This is a genomic window from Sulfitobacter sp., assembly GCF_041552635.1.
Classification (GTDB): Bacteria; Pseudomonadota; Alphaproteobacteria; order Rhodobacterales; family Rhodobacteraceae; genus Sulfitobacter.
Genome location: NZ_JBFEKM010000053.1, coordinates 1 through 23,052 on the forward strand (window position 1 = coordinate 1; position 23,052 = coordinate 23,052).

Consider the following 23,052-nt stretch of genomic DNA (forward strand, 5'->3'; position numbering starts at 1 on the left):
AATGTTACACAAGGAACGGGCACCATATCAGGGCGCGCTTGCAGGCATGCTTCGTGGCTATACGCGCCTAAAGCACCCTGAAAAGCGATACGGGGGGCATTTATTTCGTTCATTGTGGCGTCCTTCATCAGACCTTTACCAAAGATGGCGTTTGGTCGCGGTAACTACACCTTGCCCATCGGGAGGGAAAGCAATAGATATGAGCGCAATTGATGCCCGCATACCAATGATGGATCTTCGCCCATGTTTGATACAATGACCCTTACGAAAATCGCCGCTGGCCTATTTGGTGCTTGGCTTGTGCTCTTGCTTGGCAAATTCGCCGGCGAGCTGGTTTACCACTCCGAATCCCACGGCGAACAAGGTTACATGATCGAAGTCGCCTCTGCCGAAGGCGGCGCTGCGGCTGACGACGGTCCAGATTTCGCAACTTTGATGGCTTCTGCGGATGCTGCTTCGGGCGAAAAGGTTTTCCGCAAATGCTCAGCTTGCCACAAGGTTGTTGAGGGCGAAAACGCTGTTGGTCCTTATTTGTACGGCGTTGTCGGACGTGCTGTTGATGCGGCAAGCGGATATGCCTCTTATTCCGGTGCACTTGAGAAGGTCGCAGATACCTGGACGCCAGAAAATCTTTTCGCGTTTCTGGAAAAGCCTTCCTCCTATGCCCCTGGCACCACAATGGGTTTTGCAGGCCTAAGCAAACCATCAGATCGTGCTGACGTGATTGCCTATCTCGATAGCCTCGACAACTGATCCTTATTCCAGTTTGACAAAGGCCGCCCCTTTTCCGGGCGGCCTTTTGCGTTTCACGTCCTAGATTTCAATCAGATAACATATTCGCAACTTGTATCTTGGCAGCGGGGGCCGTTAGCTTAGATGACAAATCAGAACCGCCATAAATTGTTGTTTCTTGTACAGGATGATCCGATGCCCCGAATGAATGCGCGCGCCGTGACCCAATCGCAAAAACCTCTTGTTCGTTTGGCGTGGTCGGCGCTTTTGGTATCCGGTTTGGCCATGGTTGCGATGGCCGCCCAAGCCCAAGATGAGAAAATCATCACCAGCCACGGCTATTCCTTTTATGGCGATCTGAAGTACCCGGCAGATTACCCGCATTTTGATTATGTGAACCCTGACGCGCCGAAGGGCGGAGAGATTTCGATTTCCACCCTTGGCACATTTGATTCGATGAACCCCTATTCCCGCAAGGGGCGTGGCGGCGTGTTAAGCACGATCATGTATGAAAGCCTTTTGGGCGAAGGTACGGGGAATGAATCCGCCCCCGCCGATGTCTATGGGGAATCCTATTGTTTGCTGTGTGAAAGCCTAGAATACCCCGAAAGCAAAGATTGGGTGATCTTCCACATGCGCAAGGACGCTAGGTTCTCGAATGGCGATCCTGTTACGGCGCATGATATCGAATTCAGTCACAACCTGCTTTTGGATCAGGGGCTCAAGTCCTATGCCGATGCGGTGCGCAAGCGTATCCCCAAGGTCGAAGTGATTGATGACTACACCGTCAAATTCTATTTTACGCCGGGCATCTCGCGCCGCAGCTTGATTGATCAGGTCGGCGGCGTGCCTGCATGGTCCAAGAAGTGGTACGAAGAAACCGGCGCGCGGCTGGACGAATCGCGGCTTATGACCTCGCCCGGGTCCGGCCCCTATGTGATTGACGACGTCGATGTGAACCGCCGGATCGTTTACAAGCGGAACCCCGATTATTGGGGCGCTGATCTGCCGTTCAACGTGGGCCGCAACAACTTTGACAAGATCCGCGTTGAATACTTCGGCGACGAAAACTCTGCCTTCGAGGCGTTCAAAGCCGGTGAATATACTTTCCGCGTCGAAGGGAATTCAAAGCAATGGGCGTCAGCCTATGATTTCCCCAAGATCGACGCAGGCTATGTTGTCAAAGAAGACATTCCTGACGGGTCGCCCCCAACGCCTTCCGGCATCGTGTTCAATCTGGGCCGTGAGGTGCTGCAAGACAAGCGCGTTCGCGAGGCGGTTGCATTGGGCTTTAACTTTGAATGGACCAACGAATCCCTGCAATACGGGCTGTTCAAGCCGCGCGCGTCTTTCACCCAAGACACACCGTTGATGGCCATGACCAAGCCCGAAGGGGCGGAATTGGCGTTTCTTGAATCCTTTGGCGATTTGATCCCGGCCGATATGTTGACCGATGATGCCGTGATCCCGCATGTGTCTGACGCGACCCGGCTTTTGGACCGCCGCAACCTGCGGAGCGCGATGAAATTGCTGGATGATGCAGGCTGGGCCGTTGGCGATGATGGCAAACGCTATGATGCCAATGGAAAGCCGCTGCGCCTGACGTTTCTGTTGAATTCATCCGGCTCTGCGACCTTGTCGGCGGTGGTTGAAAACTTCATGTCGAACCTTGGAAATATGGGCATTGATGCGGTTCTCGAAAAAGTCGACAGCTCGCAATACACCGCGCGCGAACGGGACCGCGATTACGATCTGGTGTTCGATGGCTATGGCGCATTTCTGGGCACGGGCACCGGTCTGGCCCAACTTTATGGGTCAGAGGCAGCCAGCTATTCGCTATTCAACCCTGCAGGACTGGCCAGTCCAATGGTCGATGCCATCATCGAGGCATCCTTGGCCGCGCAAACCAAGGAAGAAGAAGACGCCAGCTTGATGGCGTTGGATCGGGCTTTGCGCTACGAATTCTTCATGATCCCGGTGTGGTACAATGATAGCTACTGGACGGCCTATTACGATCAATACGAACACCCCGCGGGCCAACCGGCTTACGCCTTGGGGTATCTTGATTTCTGGTGGTACAACGCCGACAAAGCTGCCGCCTTGCGCGCCGCTGGCGCACTAAGGTAAACGCCGGCATGGGCGCTTATATTCTTCGACGGCTTTTGCTGATTATCCCGACCTTGATCGGGATCATGCTGATCAACTTTGCGCTGGTGCAATTCGTGCCCGGTGGCCCGGTTGAGCAGGCGATCGCGCGTATCCAAGGCGGTGGTGACGTGTTCGAAGGGTTCTCGGGCGGTGGCAATGATGCAGGCAATGCGGATGCTGCGACTGCCAATGAAAACTATGTCGGTGCCCGCGGGTTGCCGCCTGAATTCATTGCGGAGCTTGAGAAAGAATTCGGTTTCGACAAGCCCCCGGTCGAGCGGTTTGTGAGCATGATGTGGAACTACATGCGGTTCGATTTCGGAGAAAGTTACTTCCGGTCGATCAGTGTGATTGATCTGATCAAGGAGAAGCTGCCGGTGTCGATTACGCTGGGTCTGTGGTCGACGGTGATTGCCTATCTGGTGTCGATCCCGCTGGGCATCCGCAAGGCGGTCAAGGACGGCACGGCCTTTGATACTTGGACATCGGGCGCAATCATCGCAGCCTATGCGATCCCCGGCTTCCTGTTCGCGATCTTGCTGTTGGTGTTGTTTGCAGGCGGGTCCTATTGGCAGGTTTTCCCTCTGCGGGGACTGACGTCGGATAATTTCGACCAACTTAGCCCGCTTGCCAAAGTCGGTGACTATTTCTGGCACATCGCTTTGCCGGTGCTGGCCTCGACCATCAGCGCCTTTGCCACGCTGACGCTGCTGACGAAAAACAGCTTTCTGGACGAGATCAAAAAACAATATGTGATGACGGCGCGGGCCAAAGGCCTGTCCGAACGCAAAGTGCTGTACGGCCATGTTTTCCGCAACGCGATGCTGATCGTGATTGCAGGTTTTCCGGCGGTGTTCATTGGCGTGTTCTTTGGCGGCTCGCTGATCATTGAGACGATATTCAGCTTAGATGGCCTTGGCCGGCTGGGGTTCGAGGCCGCGGTCGCGCGCGATTACCCCATCGTGTTCGGCACGCTGTTCATCTTTGGCCTGATCGGTCTGGTCGTCGGCATCCTGTCGGATCTCATGTATGTGATCGTCGATCCGCGCATCGACTTTGAAAAGCGCGAGGGCTGATCCGATGGCATTGTCCCCCCTCAATCAACGCCGCTGGCGCAACTTTACCCGCAACCGCCGCGCCTATTGGAGCCTTTGGATTTTCGCGATCCTGTTCGGCATTTCGCTGTTTGCGGAATTTGTCGCCAATGATAAACCGATTGTGGTGAATTATCGCGGCGAATATTTCATGCCGATCTTCAACTTTTACCCCGAAACGGCCTTTGGTGGCGATTTCCAGACCGAAGCGGTCTATCGCGACCCCGAGGTAAAATGCCTGATCGCCACCGGCGGGATGGATGCCTGTTTCGATGATCCCGAGGCGATGATCGAAGATGCGCAAGACGGGCAGATTGACGGGCAGGCGATTGAAAAAGGCTGGTCGATCTGGCCGGTCATTCCCTATTCGTTCAACACCGCCGTGGACCGCCCCGGTGCCGCCCCACTGCCGCCCAATGCGCAGAACTGGCTGGGCACCGATGGCACCAAACGTGATGTGATGGCGCGGGTGATCCACGGCTTCCGCCTGTCCGTGATGTTTACCCTGATCGTGACTGGTGCGGCATCGCTGATCGGCATCATCGCGGGGGCCGTACAGGGGTTCTTTGGCGGCTGGACAGATCTGATTTTCCAGCGCGTGATCGAAATCTGGTCCTCGACCCCGTCGCTTTATGTGATCATCATCATGTTCGCCATTCTGGGGCGCAGTTTCTGGCTGCTGGTTTTCTTGTTGGTATTGTTCAGCTGGACATCGCTGGTGGGCGTCGTGCGCGCCGAATTCCTGCGGGCCCGCAACCTTGAATATGTGCGCGCGGCCCGTGCCCTTGGCGTCGGCAACGTCACGATCATGTTCCGCCACATGTTGCCCAATGCGATGGTGGCGATGTTGACCATGCTGCCGTTTATCATCACCGGCACGATCAGCACCTTGGCGATCCTTGATTTTCTGGGCTTTGGTCTGCCGTCATCGGCCCCTTCATTGGGCGAACTGACCTTGCAGGCGAAACAGAACCTGCAAGCCCCTTGGTTGGCGTTCACCGCGTTTTTCACCTTTGCCATCATGCTGTCGCTGCTGATTTTTATCTTTGAAGGCATCCGCGACGCGTTCGACTCCAGAAAGACCTTTTCATGAGTGCCCTTGCAGCGCGTTCGCCCATCAGCAGTCTGGCGACGGTTCTCTATGTGATCGCGGTTGCCGTTTCGATCGCCGTCACCCTTCGGCTGGTGCTGTTCATCTTTCTTGAGCCCGGCGATACCTTGGGCTTTATGTTTTCCGTTTTGGAAACCAAATTTCTACCCAGCACGCTGACGGTCGTTTTCGGGTGCTGGTCGGTCGCGGTGCTGCGCCTCCCGCCAGTTTGGCTTCGTCTGCTGTGCGTGCCGATGGCGGCATGGGGCGTCTACGCTTTGATGGGATTTCTTGCACAATGACGTCATCTTCTTTAGCCCTGCTCGAGGTTACGGACCTGCGGGTTTCCTTCCGTCAGGATGGCACGCTTAGCCATGCTGTCAAAGGCGTCAGCTTTACCGTTCAGCGCGGTGAAACTGTGGCGTTGGTCGGCGAAAGCGGGTCGGGTAAATCGGTATCTGCGCTTAGCACCGTGTCCTTGCTTGGTGATAGCGCCGAGGTATCTGGGTCGGTCCTGTACGATGGTCAGCAGATGATCGGGGCCGATGAAAAGTTGCTGCGCAAGGTGCGTGGCAACGACATCAGCTTTATTTTCCAAGAACCGATGACATCGCTGAACCCGCTGCACACGATTGAAAAGCAGTTGGGCGAATCTTTGGCGCTGCATCAGGGCGTGGTGGGCGCGTCGGCCCGCGCGCGTATTCTGGAATTGCTCGACAAGGTCGGTATCAACGATGCCGAAAGCCGCCTTGGGGCCTATCCGCATCAGCTGTCAGGCGGGCAGCGTCAGCGCGTGATGATCGCCATGGCGCTGGCCAACAAACCGGACGTGCTGATCGCGGACGAACCCACAACGGCGCTGGATGTGACCATACAGGCGCAGATTCTTGATTTGCTAAAAGACCTGAAAGACAGCGAAGGTATGGGGCTTTTGTTCATCACCCATGACCTTGGCATCGTGCGGCGCATCGCCGACCGTGTGTGTGTCATGCAGCAGGGCGAGATCGTCGAACAGGGGCCCACAGCCAAGATTTTTGATAATCCGCAGCATCCCTACACGATAAAGTTGTTGGGGGCTGAACCTTCGGGCCGGCCTGATCCGGTGCCGCAGGACGCCGAAGTGATCGCCAGCACGGACCATCTGAAAGTCTGGTTTCCGATCCAGCAGGGGTTTCTGCGTCGGACCGTTGACCATGTGAAGGCCGTGAATGATGCGTCGCTGTCAGTGCGGGCTGGCGAAACCGTCGGGATCGTCGGTGAATCGGGGTCCGGCAAGACCACGATGGCGCTGGCAATCATGCGGTTGATTGCCTCCGAAGGGGGCATCCATTTCATGGGGCAAGACGTGCGCGAATGGTCGACGCGCGAATTGCGGCGTCTGCGCAAAGACATGCAGATTGTGTTTCAGGATCCGTTCGGCAGTTTAAGCCCGCGGATGACCTGTATGCAGATCATTTCGGAAGGGTTGACGATTCACAACGTCGATCCAGACCGCAACCCCCGCGAATTGGTGCATGATGTGATGGTCGAAGTCGGGTTGGACCCCGCAACGATGGACCGTTATCCGCATGAGTTTTCCGGCGGTCAACGCCAGCGGATTGCGATTGCACGCGCCATGGTGCTGCGCCCGCGTTTGCTGGTGTTGGATGAACCCACGTCGGCGCTGGATATGACGGTACAGGTGCAGATCGTTGAGCTGTTGCGCAATTTGCAGCGCAAATACGGGCTTGCCTATCTGTTCATCAGCCATGACCTGAAAGTTGTGCGCGCGATGTCGCACAAAGTCATCGTGATGAAGCGGGGGGACGTGGTGGAATATGGCGACGTCGATACGCTTTATGACAACCCGACGTCTGATTACACCCGCGCGTTGTTGCAGGCGACGACCTAAGCGCCGGGGCGCTTAGCTTGGTCCGATCATAAAGCAGCTGACATTGCGGGCAACCAAGCGGCGGCAGGCCATGTCTGCTGTGTCGCGGGTCATGCCCAGAAAGTTTGCATCAAACCCTTGGGGCCGCTGCACGACTTTGCGCAACGTTCCGTCCAGTGTCGATATTTCCGCCAGCGCAGTTTTTAGCAAAACTTTTTCCGCGGCATAACGGCTGGGATAACGGCCCACGTTGACGCCCCAATGACGTCCGCCGGATGTGGAAACCCGTGTGATGACTTCCTGTGCGGGGGGTGCTTTTTTGGTTTTGGTCGGGCTGATTGCTGCAAGCAGCGATTTGGGGCGCAACGAAGGTCGGATCGATACACCGCCAAGGCTGGCGACTTTTACGGCCTCTGTTTCGGGGGCAGGGGGGGGCGCTGTTGCCACGGCTTCTTGCAGGGCTGCGGTGATATCTGCCTTGAGGATCGGGGTGGGTTCTGGCGTCACTTGTGCGGCGGCAATGACAACCGGCGCTTCGCTTACCGGTCGCAGCACGGGACGTTTCGATGTGGTCACGGCACCGATCAGCCGGATCGTTTTGCCTGCAGCACCAGCGGTTGTCGCGGTGGCGCTGGCGACGACCATGTCTTCTACATCCGCATAAACGGGCTTGGACGGCTTTTGCAGTGGTGCCTTGGACGGGGCGCGACGAAATCCGAGATCCATCAGCTCGGCGACTTTTGCGTTGCGCGCTGATGTCGATGTGCCGCCAAAAACGGTGACGATGACGCGTTCATTGCCGCGCTCGGCCGAGGCGACCAGATTGAAACCCGCTGCACGGGTGTAGCCGGTTTTGATGCCATCGGCCCCTTTGTAAGACGCCAGAAAGCGACGGTTGGTATGGCTGACTTTGCGCACGCCGGCATCCGCGGTGATACGGGAAAACAAGTTGTAATATTCAGGATAATCATAAAGCAGGTGGCGGCCCATCATCGTCATATCTTGGGCTGTGGACAGGTGTCCTGCTTCGGTCAGTCCATGGGCGTTCTTGAACGTGGTCTTTGACATGCCAAGGGCCTTTGCGGTGCGATTCATCCGCCGCGCGAATTTCGCCTCGGAGCCTTCGATCGCCTCGCCGATGGCGGTGGCGGCATCATTGGCAGATTTGACGGCAGCGGCACGGATAAGGTAGCGCAGTGCGATGGTCTGACCTGCCTTCAGGCCCAATTTGCTTGGGGGTTCGGACGCTGCATGGCTTGAGATTTTGACCTGAGAATCAAGGCTGATTTCACCGCGTTTGATGGCCTCGAACGCGATATAAAGCGTCATCATCTTGGTTAGGGAGGCCGGGTGAAGCCGCGTGTCGGCATTTCGCGAATGCAAGACCTCGCCGGAACGGGCGTCAATCACATAGGCAGCATAGGGTGCTGCCAAAGCGCTCAGCGGAAGGACTACCAGGATCCAAATAGCCGCAAGAATAAATAGCCCATAACGGGCTGGCTGCACGCGCCGCGCTCTCATGATATCTGCCTTTGCTCTGCCTCGGACCGCCGATTTTTCGACTGGCCACTGTTTATTATTCAACAGGATACCATAGGTCGATTAACCAAGAAACCCGTTGTATTGCAGTGTCGGCGGAAAAGATGAAACAAGCGGCTTCCACATTTAGGGGGTGCCACATTTTGCACCACTACAGGGGCGATTGTGGCGGGAATGTGGCGGCAATGGGGCGCAAATGAAGCGAATCTGGCGGATCAGAATTTTCAGGTGATTTGGTCCAAAATGCCCTCAAGCTCTGTCAGTTCGGTGATCTGCTTGAACCGGTCTGAATGGTGCGGCGTTGGCGCATGTTCCAAGGCCCACGTCACCCCGTGAGGAACATGGACGCCCCAGCCACCGGCATCAATCATCGGGACAACGTCCGATTTCATCGAATTACCCACCATCAGGCCACGCGCAGCACCACGCCCGTGTTGGTCAAAGATGCGCGCATAGACCTGCGGATTTTTGTCCGAAACGATTTCGATCGCGGTGAACATACCGCGCAATCCGGATTCCGCCAGTTTGCGTTCCTGATCCAACAAATCACCCTTGGTGATCATCACCAGACGGTACCGGTCTTGCAGGCGTTCAAGAGTTTCTTGCGCATGGGGCAGCAGCTCTATCGGATGGGCGAGCATGTCACGCCCGGCGGCCATGATCTCGGCAATGACGGATGCGGGCACGCGCCCCTCGGTTACATCGATGGCGGTTTCGATCATCGACAGCGTAAAGCCTTTGATGCCAAACCCGTAATGCGGAATATTGCGGCGCTCTGCCTCAAGCAGCCGGTCCATCAAGGTATCGGGGTCGGTATGGTCGCGCAGCAAGTCGGCAAACATGCCTTGGGTCAGGACAAAGAAGCGTTCATTATGCCAAAGCGTGTCATCAGCATCAAAGCCGATGGTGGTAACAGGATCGGTCATCTTTGGCACAGCCTCTTTTCTAATTCTGCATTCAGGTTATATAGACGGTCATACGACTCACTTGAAACCTCTGTCCACGCAGGAGCAGCAATGCGCCTTGATGATCTGATGATGGCTGGCAAAGACCGGGACGACGACGAAACCGATCTGTTGACCAAGACCAAGCCCAAGACCAAACGGCCACCTTTGTACAAGGTGATGCTGTTGAATGATGATTTCACGCCAATGGAATTCGTCGTGCATGTGTTGGAACGGTTCTTTGGCCTAAACCACGCCCAAGCCTTTGAAATCATGTTGACGGTGCACAAAAAGGGTCTGGCCGTGGTCGGTGTGTTCAGCCACGAGATCGCCGAGACGAAAGTTGCCCAGGTCATGGATTTTGCACGGCGCCATCAGCACCCGCTGCAATGCACCATGGAAAAAGAAGAATAGCGCGTGATTGATTCACGTTTGCAGCTGGCGCTTGACGGCGGCGGCCTTGAGGTGCCGGCCGAGGGAACGATTGCCGTTTTCCAGCCGCCCCGTGATGCCGATTTGCCCGGCCTCGATAAATCTCGTGTACAGATCATTCAGGACTTCAAACCTGATTTCGACGCTTGGACTGCGCGCGGCTATGACGTGGTGCGCACGGTCAAGGGCCGCTATAGTGCCTGCATCGTTTGTCTGCCCCGCGCCAAAGCCGAGGCCCGTGTGATGATCGCCAAGGCCTGCGAGGTCAGCGATGGCGTCGTTGTTGTCGATGGCCAGAAAACCGATGGTGCCGACAGCATTCTGCGCGAGATGCGCGCGCGTGTGACCATTCAGGGCCCGATTTCAAAAGCACATGGCAAAATGTTCTGGATCTCTGATCCGGCAGCGGATTTCTTTGTGGACTGGGCGCAGGGGCCAAGCCTGACTGAAGGCGGGTTTTGGACCGCACCGGGGGTTTTCTCTGCGGATGGTATTGATCTGGCCTCGGCGCTGCTGGTTGATGCGCTGCCTGAAAAACTGGGTGCCGAGGTCGCTGATCTGGGCGCGGGCTGGGGGTTTTTGTCGGCACATGTGCTGACCCGCCCGGCTGTTGAAAAACTTTACGTGGTCGAGGCAGGGCATCTGGCGCTGGAATGCGCGCGGCGCAATGTGGACGATGAGCGCGCCGAATTCTTGTGGGAGGACGCCACCACATGGCAGGCTCCGCACCGCTTGGATGCTGTCGTGATGAACCCGCCGTTTCACACCGGGCGCGCGGCTGAACCGCAGATCGGGCAGGCCTTTGTTGCGGCGGCAGCGCGCATTCTGTCGGGGCAGGGCAAGCTGTGGATGGTGGCCAACCGTCATCTGCCCTACGAGGCCGAACTGAAAACCCGGTTTGCCCATGTCGAGGAGATTGGCGGCGATGCGCGGTTCAAGCTGTTCCACGCGGCGCGGCCGCTGCGCAAGCGCCGCTAAGCCTCGCTTTGCTGGATTTTGCTAGATAAGGAAACATTCCATGTCTTTTTTGATCAAGGGTAAGAACGTCATTGTGACGGGGGCGGCCAATGGTATCGGCCTCGCGATTGCGCGGCAGTTTGCGGATAAAGGTGCCAATGTGATGTGCGCCGATACGGATGAAAAGGCCTTGGTCGACGAATGGGGCGATGCCAAGGAAGATGGCAATGTCCGCTTTTTCGCAGGTGATCTGCGCGAACGGCTGACGATTGCCAATCTTGTATCCGCCACCATCGATGCTTTTGACGCCGTCGATGTGCTGGTCAATGCGTCGCGGCACTTTCTGCCGACGGATGCGTTGGACAATGACGATGTCAGCGTCGAAACCTTGTGGCAGGAAAATGTAATGACCGCGTTGCAGCTTACGCAACAGGTGTCCAAGCGGATGATAAAACAGGCCGAAGACAAGCCCGAGGGCAACGTTGGGAGCATCATCAACCTCAGTTCGACCGCTTCACGGCATACGCGGCCTGAGTTGATGGCCTATTCCATGGCCGCCGCAGCGCTTGAACAGATGACGCGTTCAATGGCGTTGACGCTGGCACCCCACCGCATTCGCGTAAACGCCGTGGCGTTCGGGTCGGTAATGAGCGGGTCGCTGAAAGCAACGGTCGCGGATAACCGTGAATGGCGCGATGATATCCGCAGTCACACGCCATTGGGGCGGATCGCATCGCCGTCGGAATTGACCGATACGATCCAGTATCTGGCGGCGGACAGCTCAAGCTTTATGACCGGCGAGGTGATCGTGGTCGATGGCGGACGGTCGTTGCTGGATGCCGTTGGCGCACCTGCACATTAACATTGGGCGGCGCATTGACCTTTGGCGGCCGATCCGGTCGGGTCGCCAATGACCATGCGCATGTCGCAGACAGATAAGGCACAAGCTGAATGACACAGAGTTTCGATACCGAAAAGGCCCGCGCCTCTGCGTGGTTCCGTGAATTGCGCGATCAGATCGTAGATGCCTTTGAAAGCCTGGAAAGCAGTCATGACCGTGGCCCAATGGCAGATGCGGCACCGGGCCAATTCGAGGTGACCGAGACCAAACGCAGCAGCGAAGACGGCTCTGACGCGGGCGGCGGATTGATGAGCGTGATGCGCGGCGGTCGTGTCTTTGAGAAAGTCGGCGTCAATATTTCCACCGTCTACGGCACGCTTGGCGAACGCGCACAGCATGCGATGGCGGCCCGCAAAGGCATTCCGGGCATGAAAGACGACCCGCGGTTCTGGGCTTCGGGGATCAGTCTGGTTGCGCATATGCAAAACCCTCATGCACCGGCTGTTCATATGAACACACGTATGTTCTGGACGCCACATGCGTGGTGGTTTGGCGGCGGGTCTGACCTGAACCCCTGCATCGAATACGCCGAGGACACGGGCCATTTCCATGATCAGCAAAAGGCGCATCTCGACCCGCACGGCGACGCGCTGTATCCCAAACTAAAAGCGTGGGCGGATGAGTATTTTTACATCCCGCACCGCCACCGCGCGCGTGGGGTGGGTGGCATCTTTATGGATGATCACTGCACCGGAGACTGGGAAGCGGATTTCAAACTGACCCAAGATATCGGGCGCGCGTTTTTGCCGGCGTATGTGCCTTTGGTCGAAAAACGCAAGGGTCAGGACTGGACAGACGCGGATAAAGACACGCAGCTGGTGCATCGCGGGCTCTATGCGGAGTATAATCTGGTCTATGATCGGGGGACGAAATTCGGGCTTGAGACGGGGCATGACGCGAATGCCGTTTTGATGAGTTTGCCACCTTTGGCGAAATGGGTCTGATCGGGTAAAGAGGGGGCCAGCCCCCGCCCTGCGGGCTCCTCCGGGATTTATGTCCATTTGGAAAACGCGATGTAAAAAGCCCCCCGACCGGCAAGGTCGAGGGGCTTTCATTTTTAGCGTTAAGCGGGTTTAAAGCTTATTGCTTTGGCAGGAACACGCCACCTGTCTGGTGGATAACGCCGTTAGACTGCTTTACGTCAGCAATCTCTACAAAGGCCGCGTTGTTGTTTTCGTCCAGCAGCTTCATCATGTCTTCTTCGATCGAAGCCGTGATCACGCAACCGCCCAGCGTGGTGAACTCATGGCTGCCGCCGTCTGCTGCAATCATAGCCAGCAATGCTTCGGACGTCACTTCACCTGCAACAACGTGGCAGGTCAGCACTTTGGTCAGCTCTTCCTTGTTTTCGGGCTTGAGCAGCATTTCGACTGCGCCTGGCTCAAGACGGTCGAAAGCTTCGTTGGTAGGGGCGAATACGGTGAACGGTCCTTCGCCGGACAGCGTTTCGGCCAAGCCAGCTGCTTGCACGGCTGCAACCAGTGTGGTGTGGTCAGCCGAGTTTACTGCGTTTTCGACGATGTTCATTTCTGTCGACATTTCGGCACCGCCAACCATCGGGTTCTTCATGGCGTGTGCGTCTGCGAATGCTGCGCCTGCTGTAAGGGCTAGGGCTGCTGTGGCTGTCATCATTTTTTTGGTGAAAGTCATGGTGTACTCCTGAAAATCTTTAAGTTGCTAGGCGATCTTGCTTTAACAACGCGGCGTTCAGGCAAATGGTTTCATCAAATCCTAAGATAACACGATAACGTTACTTAGCGTCGTGCCAGTCAAAGAAATGAGGGCCTGCTTGGGACAGCAGATCTTGGGCAAGGTCTACGCCCATTTGCCCGCCATCCGCGATTGGCCCACTGCGGTCACCGGCAATGACTTCGGATCCATCGGGGCGCAGGACCTCGCCGCGCAGGTGCAGGGTGTCGCCGTCGAGCGTGGCCAATCCGGCGATCGGGGTTTCGCAGGATCCATCGAGGGTAAGCAAGAAGGCGCGTTCGGCAGTCAGGCGCTGGCCTGTGGGGGTGTCGTGAATCGCGGCGAGCAATCTTTCGGTATCCGCGTCACCCGCGCGGCGTTCGATGCCGATGGCCCCTTGGGCGACGGCGGGCAGCATGTCTGTGTCCTCAATCGGGGTGGCGGGGACGTTTTCCATGCCCAGACGGTTCAGGCCGGCCATGGCAAGAAATGTGCATTCGGCCACGCCATCGGCAAGCTTGCGCAGGCGGGTCTGGACGTTGCCGCGGAATTCGACCACCTGCAAATCGGGTCGCTTGTGCAACAGCTGCGCACGGCGGCGCAGGCTTGAGGTGCCGACAACGGCACCTTCGGTCAGTTGATCCAGCGCAGACAGCAGGGGGGCCACAAAGGCGTCACGGGGGTCTTCACGCGGAAGGAACGTATCCAGCAGCAGGCCGCCGGGTTGGATGGTTGGCATGTCCTTCATCGAATGCACAGCGATGTCGATCTTGCCCGCCAGCAGGTCTTCTTCGATCTCGCGGGTGAACAGGCCCTTGCCGCCAATTTCCTTGAGGGGGCGATCCTGGATCAGGTCGCCGGTTACCTTGATCACTACAATCTCGAACGCGGTCAGCGGCAGGTCAAACGCGACGGACAAACGCGCGCGGGTTTCCACCGCTTGGGCCATCGCAAGGGGGGAGCCGCGGGTGCCGATGCGCAGTGGGTTCTGAGGGGTAGGCAAGGTCAATGTCATGAAGGTCTCTTTAGGCAAGTCAATTTTGTGGGACAATGCGGCACCAGCGCCTTGACTTCCAGCCCCCACATCTTGACCAAAGGCAAAAGATTACCTGAGGAGCCGACACATGGCGCAGACAACACCCCCAACCAAAACCATTTTGCGCGCCTTGGCGGGTGAAACGCTGGCGACACCGCCGATCTGGATGATGCGTCAGGCGGGCCGCTATCTACCTGAATACAAGGCCACGCGGGCCGAGGCAGGGGATTTCCTGTCGTTGTGCTATAACCCCGATCTGGCGACCGAGGTAACCTTGCAGCCGATCCGCCGCTATGGATTTGATGCGGCGATCCTGTTTGCGGATATTTTGCTGGTGCCCCAAGCATTGGGCGCTGACCTGTGGTTCGTGACAGGCGAAGGCCCGCGGTTGTCGACTGTGACAACCCAGGCCGATTTCGACAAGCTGAAACCCGTTGACGTTATTCACGAGACGCTGAACCCGATTTATCAGACCGTGCGCAACCTTGCGGGGGCTTTGCCGCCGGAAACGACGCTGATCGGCTTTGCCGGTGCGCCATGGACTGTGGCGACCTATATGATCGCGGGTCAGGGGACCAAGGATCAGGGGCCAGCGCACCAGTTGCGGATCAATGACAACCCGTTGTTCGAATCGCTGCTGAACCTGATCACCAAGGCGACGATCGAATATATGTCGGCGCAGATCGAAGCAGGGGCCGAAGTCATGAAGATTTTCGACAGCTGGGCGGGGTCCCTGTCGGGCGAGGCATTCCAGAAATACGCGTTGGAGCCCGCCCGCGAGATCACCCAAGAGCTGAAGAAACGCCACCCCGGTATCCCGATCATTGGTTTCCCCCGCGAGGCGGGTGACCAGTACATCGGTTTCCACAAGGCGACCGGTGTGGACTGCGTTGCGCTGGATAATTCCGTGTCTGCTGAATGGGCGGCGGCGAATGTGCAGGTGGATGGCTGCGTGCAGGGTAACCTTGCCTCACGCCATATGGTCACCGGCGGGCAGGATCTGATCGATGAAACCCGCACCATCGTGAAAGCGTTTTCCAAGGGTCCGCATATCTTTAATCTGGGTCATGGTATCACGCCGGATGCCAATCCGGACAACGTTCAATTGATGATTGATACGGTTCGCGAAGCAAGTTGATGACATTAGATTGGTTTTGGCCCTTGACGGGGGCCAAGGCCCGTCATATTCGGAGCGCCGATGGCGTTATAGCTCAGTTGGTTAGAGCGAACGACTCATAATCGTTAGGTCCCTGGTTCAAATCCAGGTAACGCCACCATCATTTTCCCTCATAGTTTGTATTCACAGGTACCGGTTCAGGGGCTTTGTGAATTATTTTGCCTTTTTCGGTCATTTTGTTTGACGGTTACAAAATCACAGCCGCTAAGTTGCATGAAAATGCAGTTTTTTGACTATGGGCGGGGCGATCTGTCCGTGCTTGGGTGTGAAATTCGGAAGGCAGTCCAGAAAATTTGATGACAAGGATTGTTAGGTAGTCTAACAATATAACTAGGGAACGCCACGTCACTTGATCAAATTCAAGGGCAGGGCGGACAGGGGGAGAAATACGATGGAATTTTCACGCAAAGCATTTTTGCGACTGGTGGGGGGCGCTGCATTGGCGGCGGGTCTTTCCAGCACGGCGGCCTTGGCACAAGAGGTAACGCTGACGCTGCACCAGTTCCTGCCGCCGCAGGCGAACGTCCCCAAGCTGGTCCTGGATGTCTGGGCCGACAAGATCGAGGCCGACAGCAACGGCCGCATTAAAATTCAACGCTATCCCGCGATGCAGCTTGGTGGCACCCCGCCCGAACTGATCGATCAGGCGATGGACGGGGTTGCAGACATCGTCTGGGCCGTGAACGGATTTACCCCCGGTCGTTTTCCACGCACCGAAGTGTTCGAGCTGCCCTTTATGTCGTCGGATGCCCGCGCGACATCCTATGCCTATTGGAAGCTGATGGAAGAGCAGATGCAGGATGCCGACTTCAAAGACGTTCAGGTGCTTGGCGCTTGGGTGCACGGCCCCGGCATGCTGCATACGAAAAAACCTGTTGCTGTACCTTCGGACCTTCAGGGTATGAAAATTCGTGGCGGTTCGCGTCTGGTCAACCAGTTGCTGGAAAAAGTTGGCGCAACGCCAGTTGGCTTGCCCGTCACCGCCATCCCCGAGGCGCTGTCCAAAGGTGTGATCGACGGCACCACCATCCCTTGGGAAGTTACGACAGCATTGAAAGTATCGGAATTGGTGGGCAACCACACAGAATTTGCAGGACCAGCGATCTATAACCTGACTTTCGTGCTGGCGATGAACAAAGATAAATACGATGCGCTGCCTGATGATCTGCGCGCGATCGTCGATGCAAACTCCGGTTTGGATTTCTCGATATTTGCGGGTGGCACACAAGCTGATGCAGATGGTCCAGCCCGCCAGTTGGCGGTAGATGCGGGCAACAACATCGTCACCGTCAGCGAAGAGCAGGCCAAAGAATGGGACACCATGGCGCGTCCGATCTATGATGCTTGGATTGCTGATATGGACAGCAAGGGCATTGATGGTCAGGCTTTGATTGACCAAGCGCGTGCGTTAATGTCCGAATACAAACCATCGAATTGATTGGTGCTACAGGCGCAAACCTGTAGACCAAATGACAATAATAAAAAGGGAGAGACATCATGATTTTCAGAAGAACCCTCATGGGGATTGCCGGGGCTGCATTCGCGGTCGGTATGGGTGCCACAGCTGCAATGGCGCAAGACGTAACGCTGCGCATGCACCAGTTCCTGCCACCACAGGCCAACGTGCCAAAGCTGGTGCTGGATGTTTGGGCTGACAAAGTCGAAGCCGCCAGCGAAGGCCGCATCAAGGTCGAACGCTATGCCTCCATGCAGCTTGGCGGCACGCCGCCCGAATTGATGGACCAAGCGATTGACGGCGTGGCCGACATTGTCTGGACCGTGGTTGGCTATACGCCGGGTCGCTATCCATCGACCGAAGTGTTCGAGCTGCCCTTTATGGTCACCGACGCACGCGCGGCCAGCTCTGCCTATTGGCAGATGTTCGAAACCCACATGAAGGACACCGAATTCAAGGACGTCCACATCTTGGGCACATGGGTTCACGGTCCCGGTCTGTTGCACACCAACAAGGAAATTCGCACGCCTGCCGACATGCAGGGCATGAAAATTCGCGGTGGGTCGCGTCTTGCGAACCAGCTTTTGGAAATCACCGGTGCAACGCCGGTTGGCATGCCCGTGCCTGCCATCCCCGAAGGTCTGTCCAAAGGTGTGATCGACGGTACCACCATTCCATGGGAAGTGACGTCAGCACTGAAAGTGCCTGAACTGGTGAAGAACCACACAGAATTCACCGGCAGCGCGCTTTACACGCTGACCTTTGTTCTGGCGATGAACAAGGACAAGTACGAAAGCCTGCCTGACGATCTGAAAAAAGTGATCGACGACAACTCCGGTCTGGAATTCTCGATCTTCGCAGGCGGCACACAGGCTGATTCCGATGGTCCGGCCCGTCAGATCGCTGTTGATCTGGGCAACAACATCGTCACGCTTAACGAAGAAGAAACTGCTGTTTGGCGTGAAACATCCCAGCCCATCTACGACACTTGGGTTGCGGATATGAAGGAAAAGGGCATCGACGGTCAGGCCCTGATCGACGAAGCCAAATCGCTGATGGACGCTTACGGCAAGTAAGCGGTTCCCTCTGAAGCTGGCCTGCGGCACCCGCGATGTGCCGCAGGCTTTTCATCCTAATCAACCAAGACAAAAAAGAGACGTTACATGCATCGGATGATCCAGTTCCTTGCCCGCATCACCGCGATCATCGGAGGGCTTGTCCTGGTGGCGTTGATCCTGATGACCACGTTGTCGATCTTTGGGCGCAGCATCAACAAGGTGCTGCACAGCACGTTCTTTCAAGAAAAACTTGCGGGGGTGTCGCAAAGCCTGATCGATATGGGCGTGGGCGAAATCAACGGGAACTATGAGCTGCTCGAGGCAGGGATCGCCTTTGCGATCTTTTCGTTCCTGCCGATCTGCCAGTTCTACGGGGCGCATGCCAGCGTAGATGTGTTTACGTCTTTTCTGCCGGCCAAGGCGAACCGCTGGATCGCCGCCTTTTGGGAGGTCGTGCTGACTGCGGTCATCATCCTGATCATCTGGCGCCTGTATGAAGGCATGCAGCGCTATATCGGCAACGGCGAAACCACGCTGTTCCTGCAATTTCCAGTGTGGTGGGCCTATGGGGCCAGTTTTCTTGCCGGGATTATTTCCTGCATCGTCGCCGTCTACTGCGCCGTGATCCGCGTGATCGAGGCTGTTAAAGGCGAAAATATTCTACCAAGCGAACAAGGGGCGCATTAACGTGACCAATCTTGAACTGGGCTTTTGGTCCTTCCCCGTCCTGTTGTTGATGGTGTTTTTACGTGCGCCCATCGGGCTTGCCATGTTGCTGTGCGGTTTTGGCGGATGGTACATGGCGATGGGCGGCAACCCGACGCCCCTGCTGGCCAAGCTGAAATCAGAAACATACACAACCTTTTCCAGCTATTCGCTGTCGATCATCCCGATGTTCCTGCTGATGGGGCAATTCGCGACCCTTTCGGGTATGTCGCAGTCACTGTTCAAAGCGGCAGAAAGCTTCCTTGGCCACCGCAGGGGCGGTGTCGCAATGGCGGCCGTCGGGGCTTGCGCGGGCTTTGGTGCGATTTGTGGCAGCTCGCTGGCAACGGCCGCAACCATGTCCAAGGTCGCCTTGCCCGAACTGCGCCGCTACGGCTATTCAGGTGGGTTTTCGACCGCAACACTGGCGGCGGGTGGCACACTTGGCATTCTGATCCCACCCTCGGTGATTTTGGTGATCTATGCCATCCTGACCGAACAAAACATCGCCAAGCTGTTTCTTGCCGCATTCGTACCCGGCATTCTGGCAGCCCTTGGCTATATCATTACCATCTCGATTTATGTGCGTCTGAACCCCAATTCGGCAGGAACGCGTCCTGCGGTTCCCATGGCCGAACGGTTCAAGGCGCTGGCCGATACATGGCCAGTGCTGGTGATCTTTTTCGTCGTGGTCGGCGGTATCTATCTGGGGTGGTTCACACCAACCGAAGGGTCTGCCATCGGTGCGGCGGGCACCGGGCTTGCTGCGCTTTTGGCAGGCAGCCTGAACTGGTCGGTGCTGCGTGACAGCCTGCTGGGCACGGCCAAGACCACTGGCATGATCTTTTTCATCGTACTGGGCGCGGGGTTCTATAACGGCTTCCTTGCACTGTCCGGTGTGCCGCAATTCATGGCCGATTGGGTGGTGGGGCAGGGCTATAGCCCGTGGCTGGTGCTGACGATCATCCTGATCTTCTATCTGATCTTCGGGTGCCTGATGGACAGCCTGTCGATGATCCTGCTGACCGTGCCGATCTTCTTCCCTGTCATTTCGGCGATGGATTTCGGGATGAGCACAGAACATCTGGCGATCTGGTTCGGCATCCTGGTGCTGATTGTGGTCGAGGTCGGGCTGATTACGCCGCCGGTAGGGATGAACCTGTTTATCATCAACTCGATGGACCGCGAAACGCCGATGACCGAAACCTACAAGGCCGTGATGTACTTTGTCGGGTCCGACATCGTGCGTGTGATCATACTGGTGATGTTTCCGGCGATTACGTTGTTCTTGTTGCCAAGCTAGGCTTGGCCCTTGCTTTGCGCGGTGAGCGCAAAGCCACTTTAACTGGCGCGCCCGCCTTTGGCCGTTTGCGGGCAGGGGGGCATTATGACCGATCATCTGAACTTGCGACCGCATCGTGTGACGCGCACCGACCGCCCAGACGGGTCGATATTGTTGCAATCGGGCTATGTGCTTGGGCCCGTGGCGCGCTGCACCGGTGACTGGTTGCATCATTGGGCGGCCAAAACCCCCGATCATCTGTTTCTGGCAGAGCGGTCGGGCGACGGCTGGCGCAAGCTGAGCTACGCTCAGGTGCTTGAGATGGTGCGTGCCATCGCGGGGCATCTGGTGTCGCGCGATCTGGGGCCGGACAGGCCGATCCTGATCGTGTCGGGCAACAGCGTTGACCATGCGCTGCTGTCATTGGCAGCACAATATGCGGGTGTGCCGACCGTCCCCGTGGCTGAGCAATATTCACTGATCCCCGCCGCCCTGCCGCGTCTGGATTATGTGGTCAAGCTGGTGAACCCCGGCATGGTCTATGCCCAAGATGCCACGCAATATGCCGGTGCCCTTGCGCTGGACAGCCTCAGCGGCGCTGAAAAGCTGTCATCAGCCCCCGGCAGCAGTGGTGCGACGGATTTTAACGATTTCCTTCGGCCAAATGACGCGGATGTTGATGCCGCGTTCGCAGGGATTACGCCCGATACGTTGGCCAAGATCTTGATGACATCCGGATCGACCTCGGACCCCAAAGGGGTGTTGACCACGCAACGGATGATGACCACCAATCAGGCGCAACTCGCGCAAGCGTTGCCTTTCGTGACCACGCGCCCGCCGGTGTTGGTGGATTGGCTGCCGTGGAATCACGTCTTTGGCGGGTCGCATAACTTTAACCTGATGCTGGCCAATGGCGGCAGTTTCTACATCGATGACGGCAAGCCCGCGCCGGGGCTGTTCGACAAGACGCTTGCGAATTTGCGCGATGTATCGGCCACGATCAGCTTTAACGTGCCGGTTGGTTTTGCCCAGCTCGTGACTGCGTTGAACGCCGATAAACAGCTGTGTGAACGCTATTTCGCCGAACTGGACATGATCTTTTATGCCGGCGCGTCCTTGCCGCAGGCGACATGGGCTGAACTGGAACGGCTGGCGCTTGAAACCTGCGGGCAGTTGCCGTTGATCAATTCGTCATGGGGGCTGACAGAATCGGCCCCTGCGGCGTTGTTGCAGCATGAACCGGCCAAGGGGGCCGGCATCGTCGGCGCGCCTTTGCCGGGTGTCACGGTCAAGCTGATCCCCGATGCGGACGGGCGCTGCGATGTGCGGATATCCGGCGATACGATCACCAAAGGCTATCACAACAATCCCGCCGAAACCGCCGAAGCGTTTGACGAGGAAGGATTTTTCATCAGTGGCGATGCGATGCGTCTGGTTGATGATGCGGACCCGTCACGCGGGCTTTTGTTCGATGGGCGCATGTCCGAGGATTTCAAGCTGATGACGGGGACATGGGTGCGCGCCGGCCAACTGCGCCTTGATCTTCTGGCGGCCTTGGCCCCCTATGTGACTGATCTGGTGCTGACGGGTCAGGGCCGCGAACAGGTGGGCATGTTGATCGTCCCCAACCGTGCGACCATGGCGGCCAATGGCTGGGACGCGACCGATGACAATGGGGCCATGATCTGCGCCCCGCTGATGCAGGAAATCGGCGCGCGGCTAACCGCGCTTGCTGCGCAAACCAGCGGCAGTGCCAACCGCGTCGCGGCGGCTGTTATCCTGGCCGACCCGCCATCGATGGGGGAGGGAGAAGCCACGGCAAAAGGGAACCTGAATTTCCCGAAAATCCTGATGCGGCGCGCAGATCTAGTAGCGCGTATTTACGAGGTGGATGATGCCGCACGCATTGTGGCCCTGTGATGCAGTAAAATGCGTCATTTGGTCGCAAACCTTGTGATCTGGGCAATTTGATGCAAAATAAAGCATCGATGTTTGGGAGGACTGCGATGACAACCGCCACTGCAAATGCCGTGACCTATTTTGTGGACCGCCACCCCGACGAGGGGCGCGGTGACAAGGTTGCCTACCGAGAAGTTGGCACTGGGCGCAGCCTGACCTACGGCGATATGGCCAAAGGCACCGCGCAGGTTGCAGGTGCATTGACCCGGGCCGGTATCCGACCCGAAGAACGTGCTGCGATGCTGGTTTTGGATCAGATCGAATTTCCGCAAATTTTTTGGGGCGCGCTGAAGGGTGGCGTGATCCCTATCCCGCTGAATACCTTGCTGGCGACATCGGTCTATGACGCAATCTTGCGCGATTCCCGTGCGACGATCCTGTTCGTGTCGGCCGCCTTGTGGGACGTCGTCAAAGGCGCGGTCGAGGGTAATCCCTATCTGCGTCATGTTGTGATTATTGGCGGCACCGCCGAAGGCACGACCCCTTATGAGGATTTTCTGGACGGAGCCGAGCCAGCCGATACCTTGGCGGTCAGCCCCGACGAAGTGGCGTTCTGGTTGTATTCATCAGGATCGACAGGCCAGCCCAAAGGCGTGGCCCACGTCCATTCCGCCCTGCGCGCCACATCGGATACGTACGGCAAACAGGTGCTGGAAATCGCCGAAGATGACGTGGTGTTTTCCGCGGCCAAGTTCTTTTTCGCCTACGGTCTTGGCAATGCTATGACCTTTCCGCTGTCGGTCGGGGCCACGACGTTGCTGTTCGCAGGTCGTCCGACCCCTCAGGATGTGATCGCGACGATCAACGGCGAAAAACCCACGATATTTTGCGGTGTGCCGACACTTTATGCAGCGATGGTTGCATTTATGGATAAAAACGGCGCGCTAGAGGTGCCGCTTCGCACCTGTATCTCGGCGGGTGAGGCGCTGCCCGAAGAGGTTGGCTTGCGGTGGGAAACGCACACCGGCACCTGCATTCTGGAC

21 protein-coding genes, 1 tRNA gene and 1 pseudogene are annotated in these 23,052 nt (G+C 57.1%); 18 read left to right on the forward strand and 5 right to left on the reverse strand.

Features of this window, described 5'->3' with window-relative positions; translation table 11 throughout:
• Positions 1–113: pseudogene (locus ABYT07_RS08250) on the reverse strand (prephenate dehydratase); the annotation flags it as partial.
• Between the two features lie 130 nt (positions 114–243).
• Here ABYT07_RS08250 and ABYT07_RS08255 point away from each other — a divergent pair.
• From ABYT07_RS08255 to ABYT07_RS08280, 6 genes are all read left to right on the forward strand, one after another.
• Complete coding sequence (locus tag ABYT07_RS08255) at positions 244–753, forward strand: cytochrome c family protein (protein WP_372990768.1); 510 nt, start codon at positions 244–246, stop codon at positions 751–753.
• Between the two features lie 174 nt (positions 754–927).
• Positions 928–2,859, forward strand: coding sequence for an extracellular solute-binding protein (locus ABYT07_RS08260; RefSeq protein ID WP_372990770.1), 1,932 nt, complete (start codon positions 928–930; stop codon positions 2,857–2,859).
• 8 nt (positions 2,860–2,867) lie between these two features.
• Positions 2,868–3,956 carry a microcin C ABC transporter permease YejB gene (locus tag ABYT07_RS08265; RefSeq protein ID WP_372990772.1) on the forward strand — a complete coding sequence of 363 codons (1,089 nt, stop codon included), beginning with the start codon at positions 2,868–2,870 and terminating at the stop codon, positions 3,954–3,956.
• A gap of 4 nt (positions 3,957–3,960) precedes the next feature.
• Positions 3,961–5,067, forward strand: coding sequence for an ABC transporter permease (locus ABYT07_RS08270; protein WP_372990774.1), 1,107 nt, complete (start codon positions 3,961–3,963; stop codon positions 5,065–5,067).
• Positions 5,064–5,366 (forward strand): hypothetical protein, encoded by a 303-nt coding sequence (locus ABYT07_RS08275; RefSeq protein WP_372990776.1) that lies wholly within the window; start codon positions 5,064–5,066, stop codon positions 5,364–5,366. Before ABYT07_RS08270 ends, ABYT07_RS08275 begins: the two co-directional genes overlap by 4 nt.
• A complete protein-coding gene (locus ABYT07_RS08280) occupies positions 5,363–6,955 on the forward strand; it encodes an ABC transporter ATP-binding protein (RefSeq protein ID WP_372990778.1) in 1,593 nt (530 codons plus the stop codon). Before ABYT07_RS08275 ends, ABYT07_RS08280 begins: the two co-directional genes overlap by 4 nt.
• A 12-nt stretch (positions 6,956–6,967) precedes the next feature.
• Here ABYT07_RS08280 and ABYT07_RS08285 read toward each other — a convergent pair whose 3' ends face one another.
• Together ABYT07_RS08285 and ABYT07_RS08290 are read right to left on the reverse strand one after the other, a co-directional pair.
• Positions 6,968–8,455: a D-alanyl-D-alanine carboxypeptidase family protein gene (locus ABYT07_RS08285; RefSeq protein ID WP_372990780.1), complete on the reverse strand. Its 1,488-nt coding sequence runs from the start codon at positions 8,453–8,455 to the stop codon at positions 6,968–6,970.
• A 242-nt stretch (positions 8,456–8,697) separates the two neighbouring features.
• Entirely contained in the window at positions 8,698–9,399 is a 702-nt protein-coding gene (locus ABYT07_RS08290; RefSeq protein ID WP_372990782.1) for an HAD family hydrolase, read from the reverse strand.
• Positions 9,400–9,489: 90 nt separating this feature from the next.
• Here ABYT07_RS08290 and clpS point away from each other — a divergent pair, with 90 nt between their 5' ends.
• The 4 genes from clpS to hemF all read left to right on the forward strand — a co-directional run bounded on the left by clpS (position 9,490) and on the right by hemF (position 12,651).
• Positions 9,490–9,831 (forward strand): ATP-dependent Clp protease adapter ClpS, encoded by a 342-nt coding sequence (gene clpS / locus ABYT07_RS08295; RefSeq protein WP_008226807.1) that lies wholly within the window; start codon positions 9,490–9,492, stop codon positions 9,829–9,831.
• Positions 9,832–9,834: 3 nt separating this feature from the next.
• On the forward strand, positions 9,835–10,827 hold the full coding sequence (locus ABYT07_RS08300; protein ID WP_372990785.1) for a class I SAM-dependent methyltransferase: 993 nt from the start codon (positions 9,835–9,837) through the stop codon (positions 10,825–10,827).
• Positions 10,828–10,867: 40 nt separating this feature from the next.
• Positions 10,868–11,668: an SDR family NAD(P)-dependent oxidoreductase gene (locus tag ABYT07_RS08305; protein WP_372990786.1), complete on the forward strand. Its 801-nt coding sequence runs from the start codon at positions 10,868–10,870 to the stop codon at positions 11,666–11,668.
• A gap of 89 nt (positions 11,669–11,757) precedes the next feature.
• Positions 11,758–12,651 (forward strand): oxygen-dependent coproporphyrinogen oxidase, encoded by an 894-nt coding sequence (gene hemF, locus ABYT07_RS08310; protein ID WP_372990788.1) that lies wholly within the window; start codon positions 11,758–11,760, stop codon positions 12,649–12,651.
• A 136-nt stretch (positions 12,652–12,787) separates the two neighbouring features.
• On the opposite strand, the gene ABYT07_RS08315 is transcribed toward hemF, so the two are convergent.
• Positions 12,788–13,357: a fasciclin domain-containing protein gene (locus ABYT07_RS08315; protein ID WP_372990789.1), complete on the reverse strand. Its 570-nt coding sequence runs from the start codon at positions 13,355–13,357 to the stop codon at positions 12,788–12,790.
• 100 nt (positions 13,358–13,457) lie between these two features.
• Positions 13,458–14,411, reverse strand: a complete 954-nt coding sequence (gene hemC, locus ABYT07_RS08320) for a hydroxymethylbilane synthase (protein WP_372990790.1) — start codon at positions 14,409–14,411, stop codon at positions 13,458–13,460.
• A 109-nt stretch (positions 14,412–14,520) separates the two neighbouring features.
• On the opposite strand from hemC, the gene hemE reads away from it, so the two are divergent.
• The 8 genes from hemE to ABYT07_RS08360 form a co-directional block, all read left to right on the forward strand.
• Positions 14,521–15,570, forward strand: a complete 1,050-nt coding sequence (gene hemE, locus ABYT07_RS08325) for a uroporphyrinogen decarboxylase (RefSeq protein WP_372990792.1) — start codon at positions 14,521–14,523, stop codon at positions 15,568–15,570.
• A 62-nt stretch (positions 15,571–15,632) separates the two neighbouring features.
• Positions 15,633–15,709, forward strand: a tRNA-Met gene (locus ABYT07_RS08330).
• A gap of 291 nt (positions 15,710–16,000) precedes the next feature.
• Positions 16,001–17,047 (forward strand): TRAP transporter substrate-binding protein, encoded by a 1,047-nt coding sequence (locus ABYT07_RS08335; RefSeq protein WP_372990794.1) that lies wholly within the window; start codon positions 16,001–16,003, stop codon positions 17,045–17,047.
• A 59-nt stretch (positions 17,048–17,106) separates the two neighbouring features.
• Positions 17,107–18,141, forward strand: a complete 1,035-nt coding sequence (locus tag ABYT07_RS08340) for a TRAP transporter substrate-binding protein (protein WP_372990796.1) — start codon at positions 17,107–17,109, stop codon at positions 18,139–18,141.
• An 87-nt stretch (positions 18,142–18,228) separates the two neighbouring features.
• Positions 18,229–18,810 carry a TRAP transporter small permease gene (locus ABYT07_RS08345; protein ID WP_372990797.1) on the forward strand — a complete coding sequence of 194 codons (582 nt, stop codon included), beginning with the start codon at positions 18,229–18,231 and terminating at the stop codon, positions 18,808–18,810.
• Between the two features lies 1 nt (position 18,811).
• Positions 18,812–20,131: a TRAP transporter large permease gene (locus tag ABYT07_RS08350; RefSeq protein WP_372990799.1), complete on the forward strand. Its 1,320-nt coding sequence runs from the start codon at positions 18,812–18,814 to the stop codon at positions 20,129–20,131.
• Positions 20,132–20,215: 84 nt separating this feature from the next.
• Positions 20,216–22,030 (forward strand): feruloyl-CoA synthase, encoded by a 1,815-nt coding sequence (locus ABYT07_RS08355; RefSeq protein ID WP_372990801.1) that lies wholly within the window; start codon positions 20,216–20,218, stop codon positions 22,028–22,030.
• Between the two features lie 86 nt (positions 22,031–22,116).
• A partial coding sequence (locus ABYT07_RS08360; protein WP_372990803.1) for an AMP-binding protein occupies positions 22,117–23,052 on the forward strand: 936 nt, incomplete at its 3' end.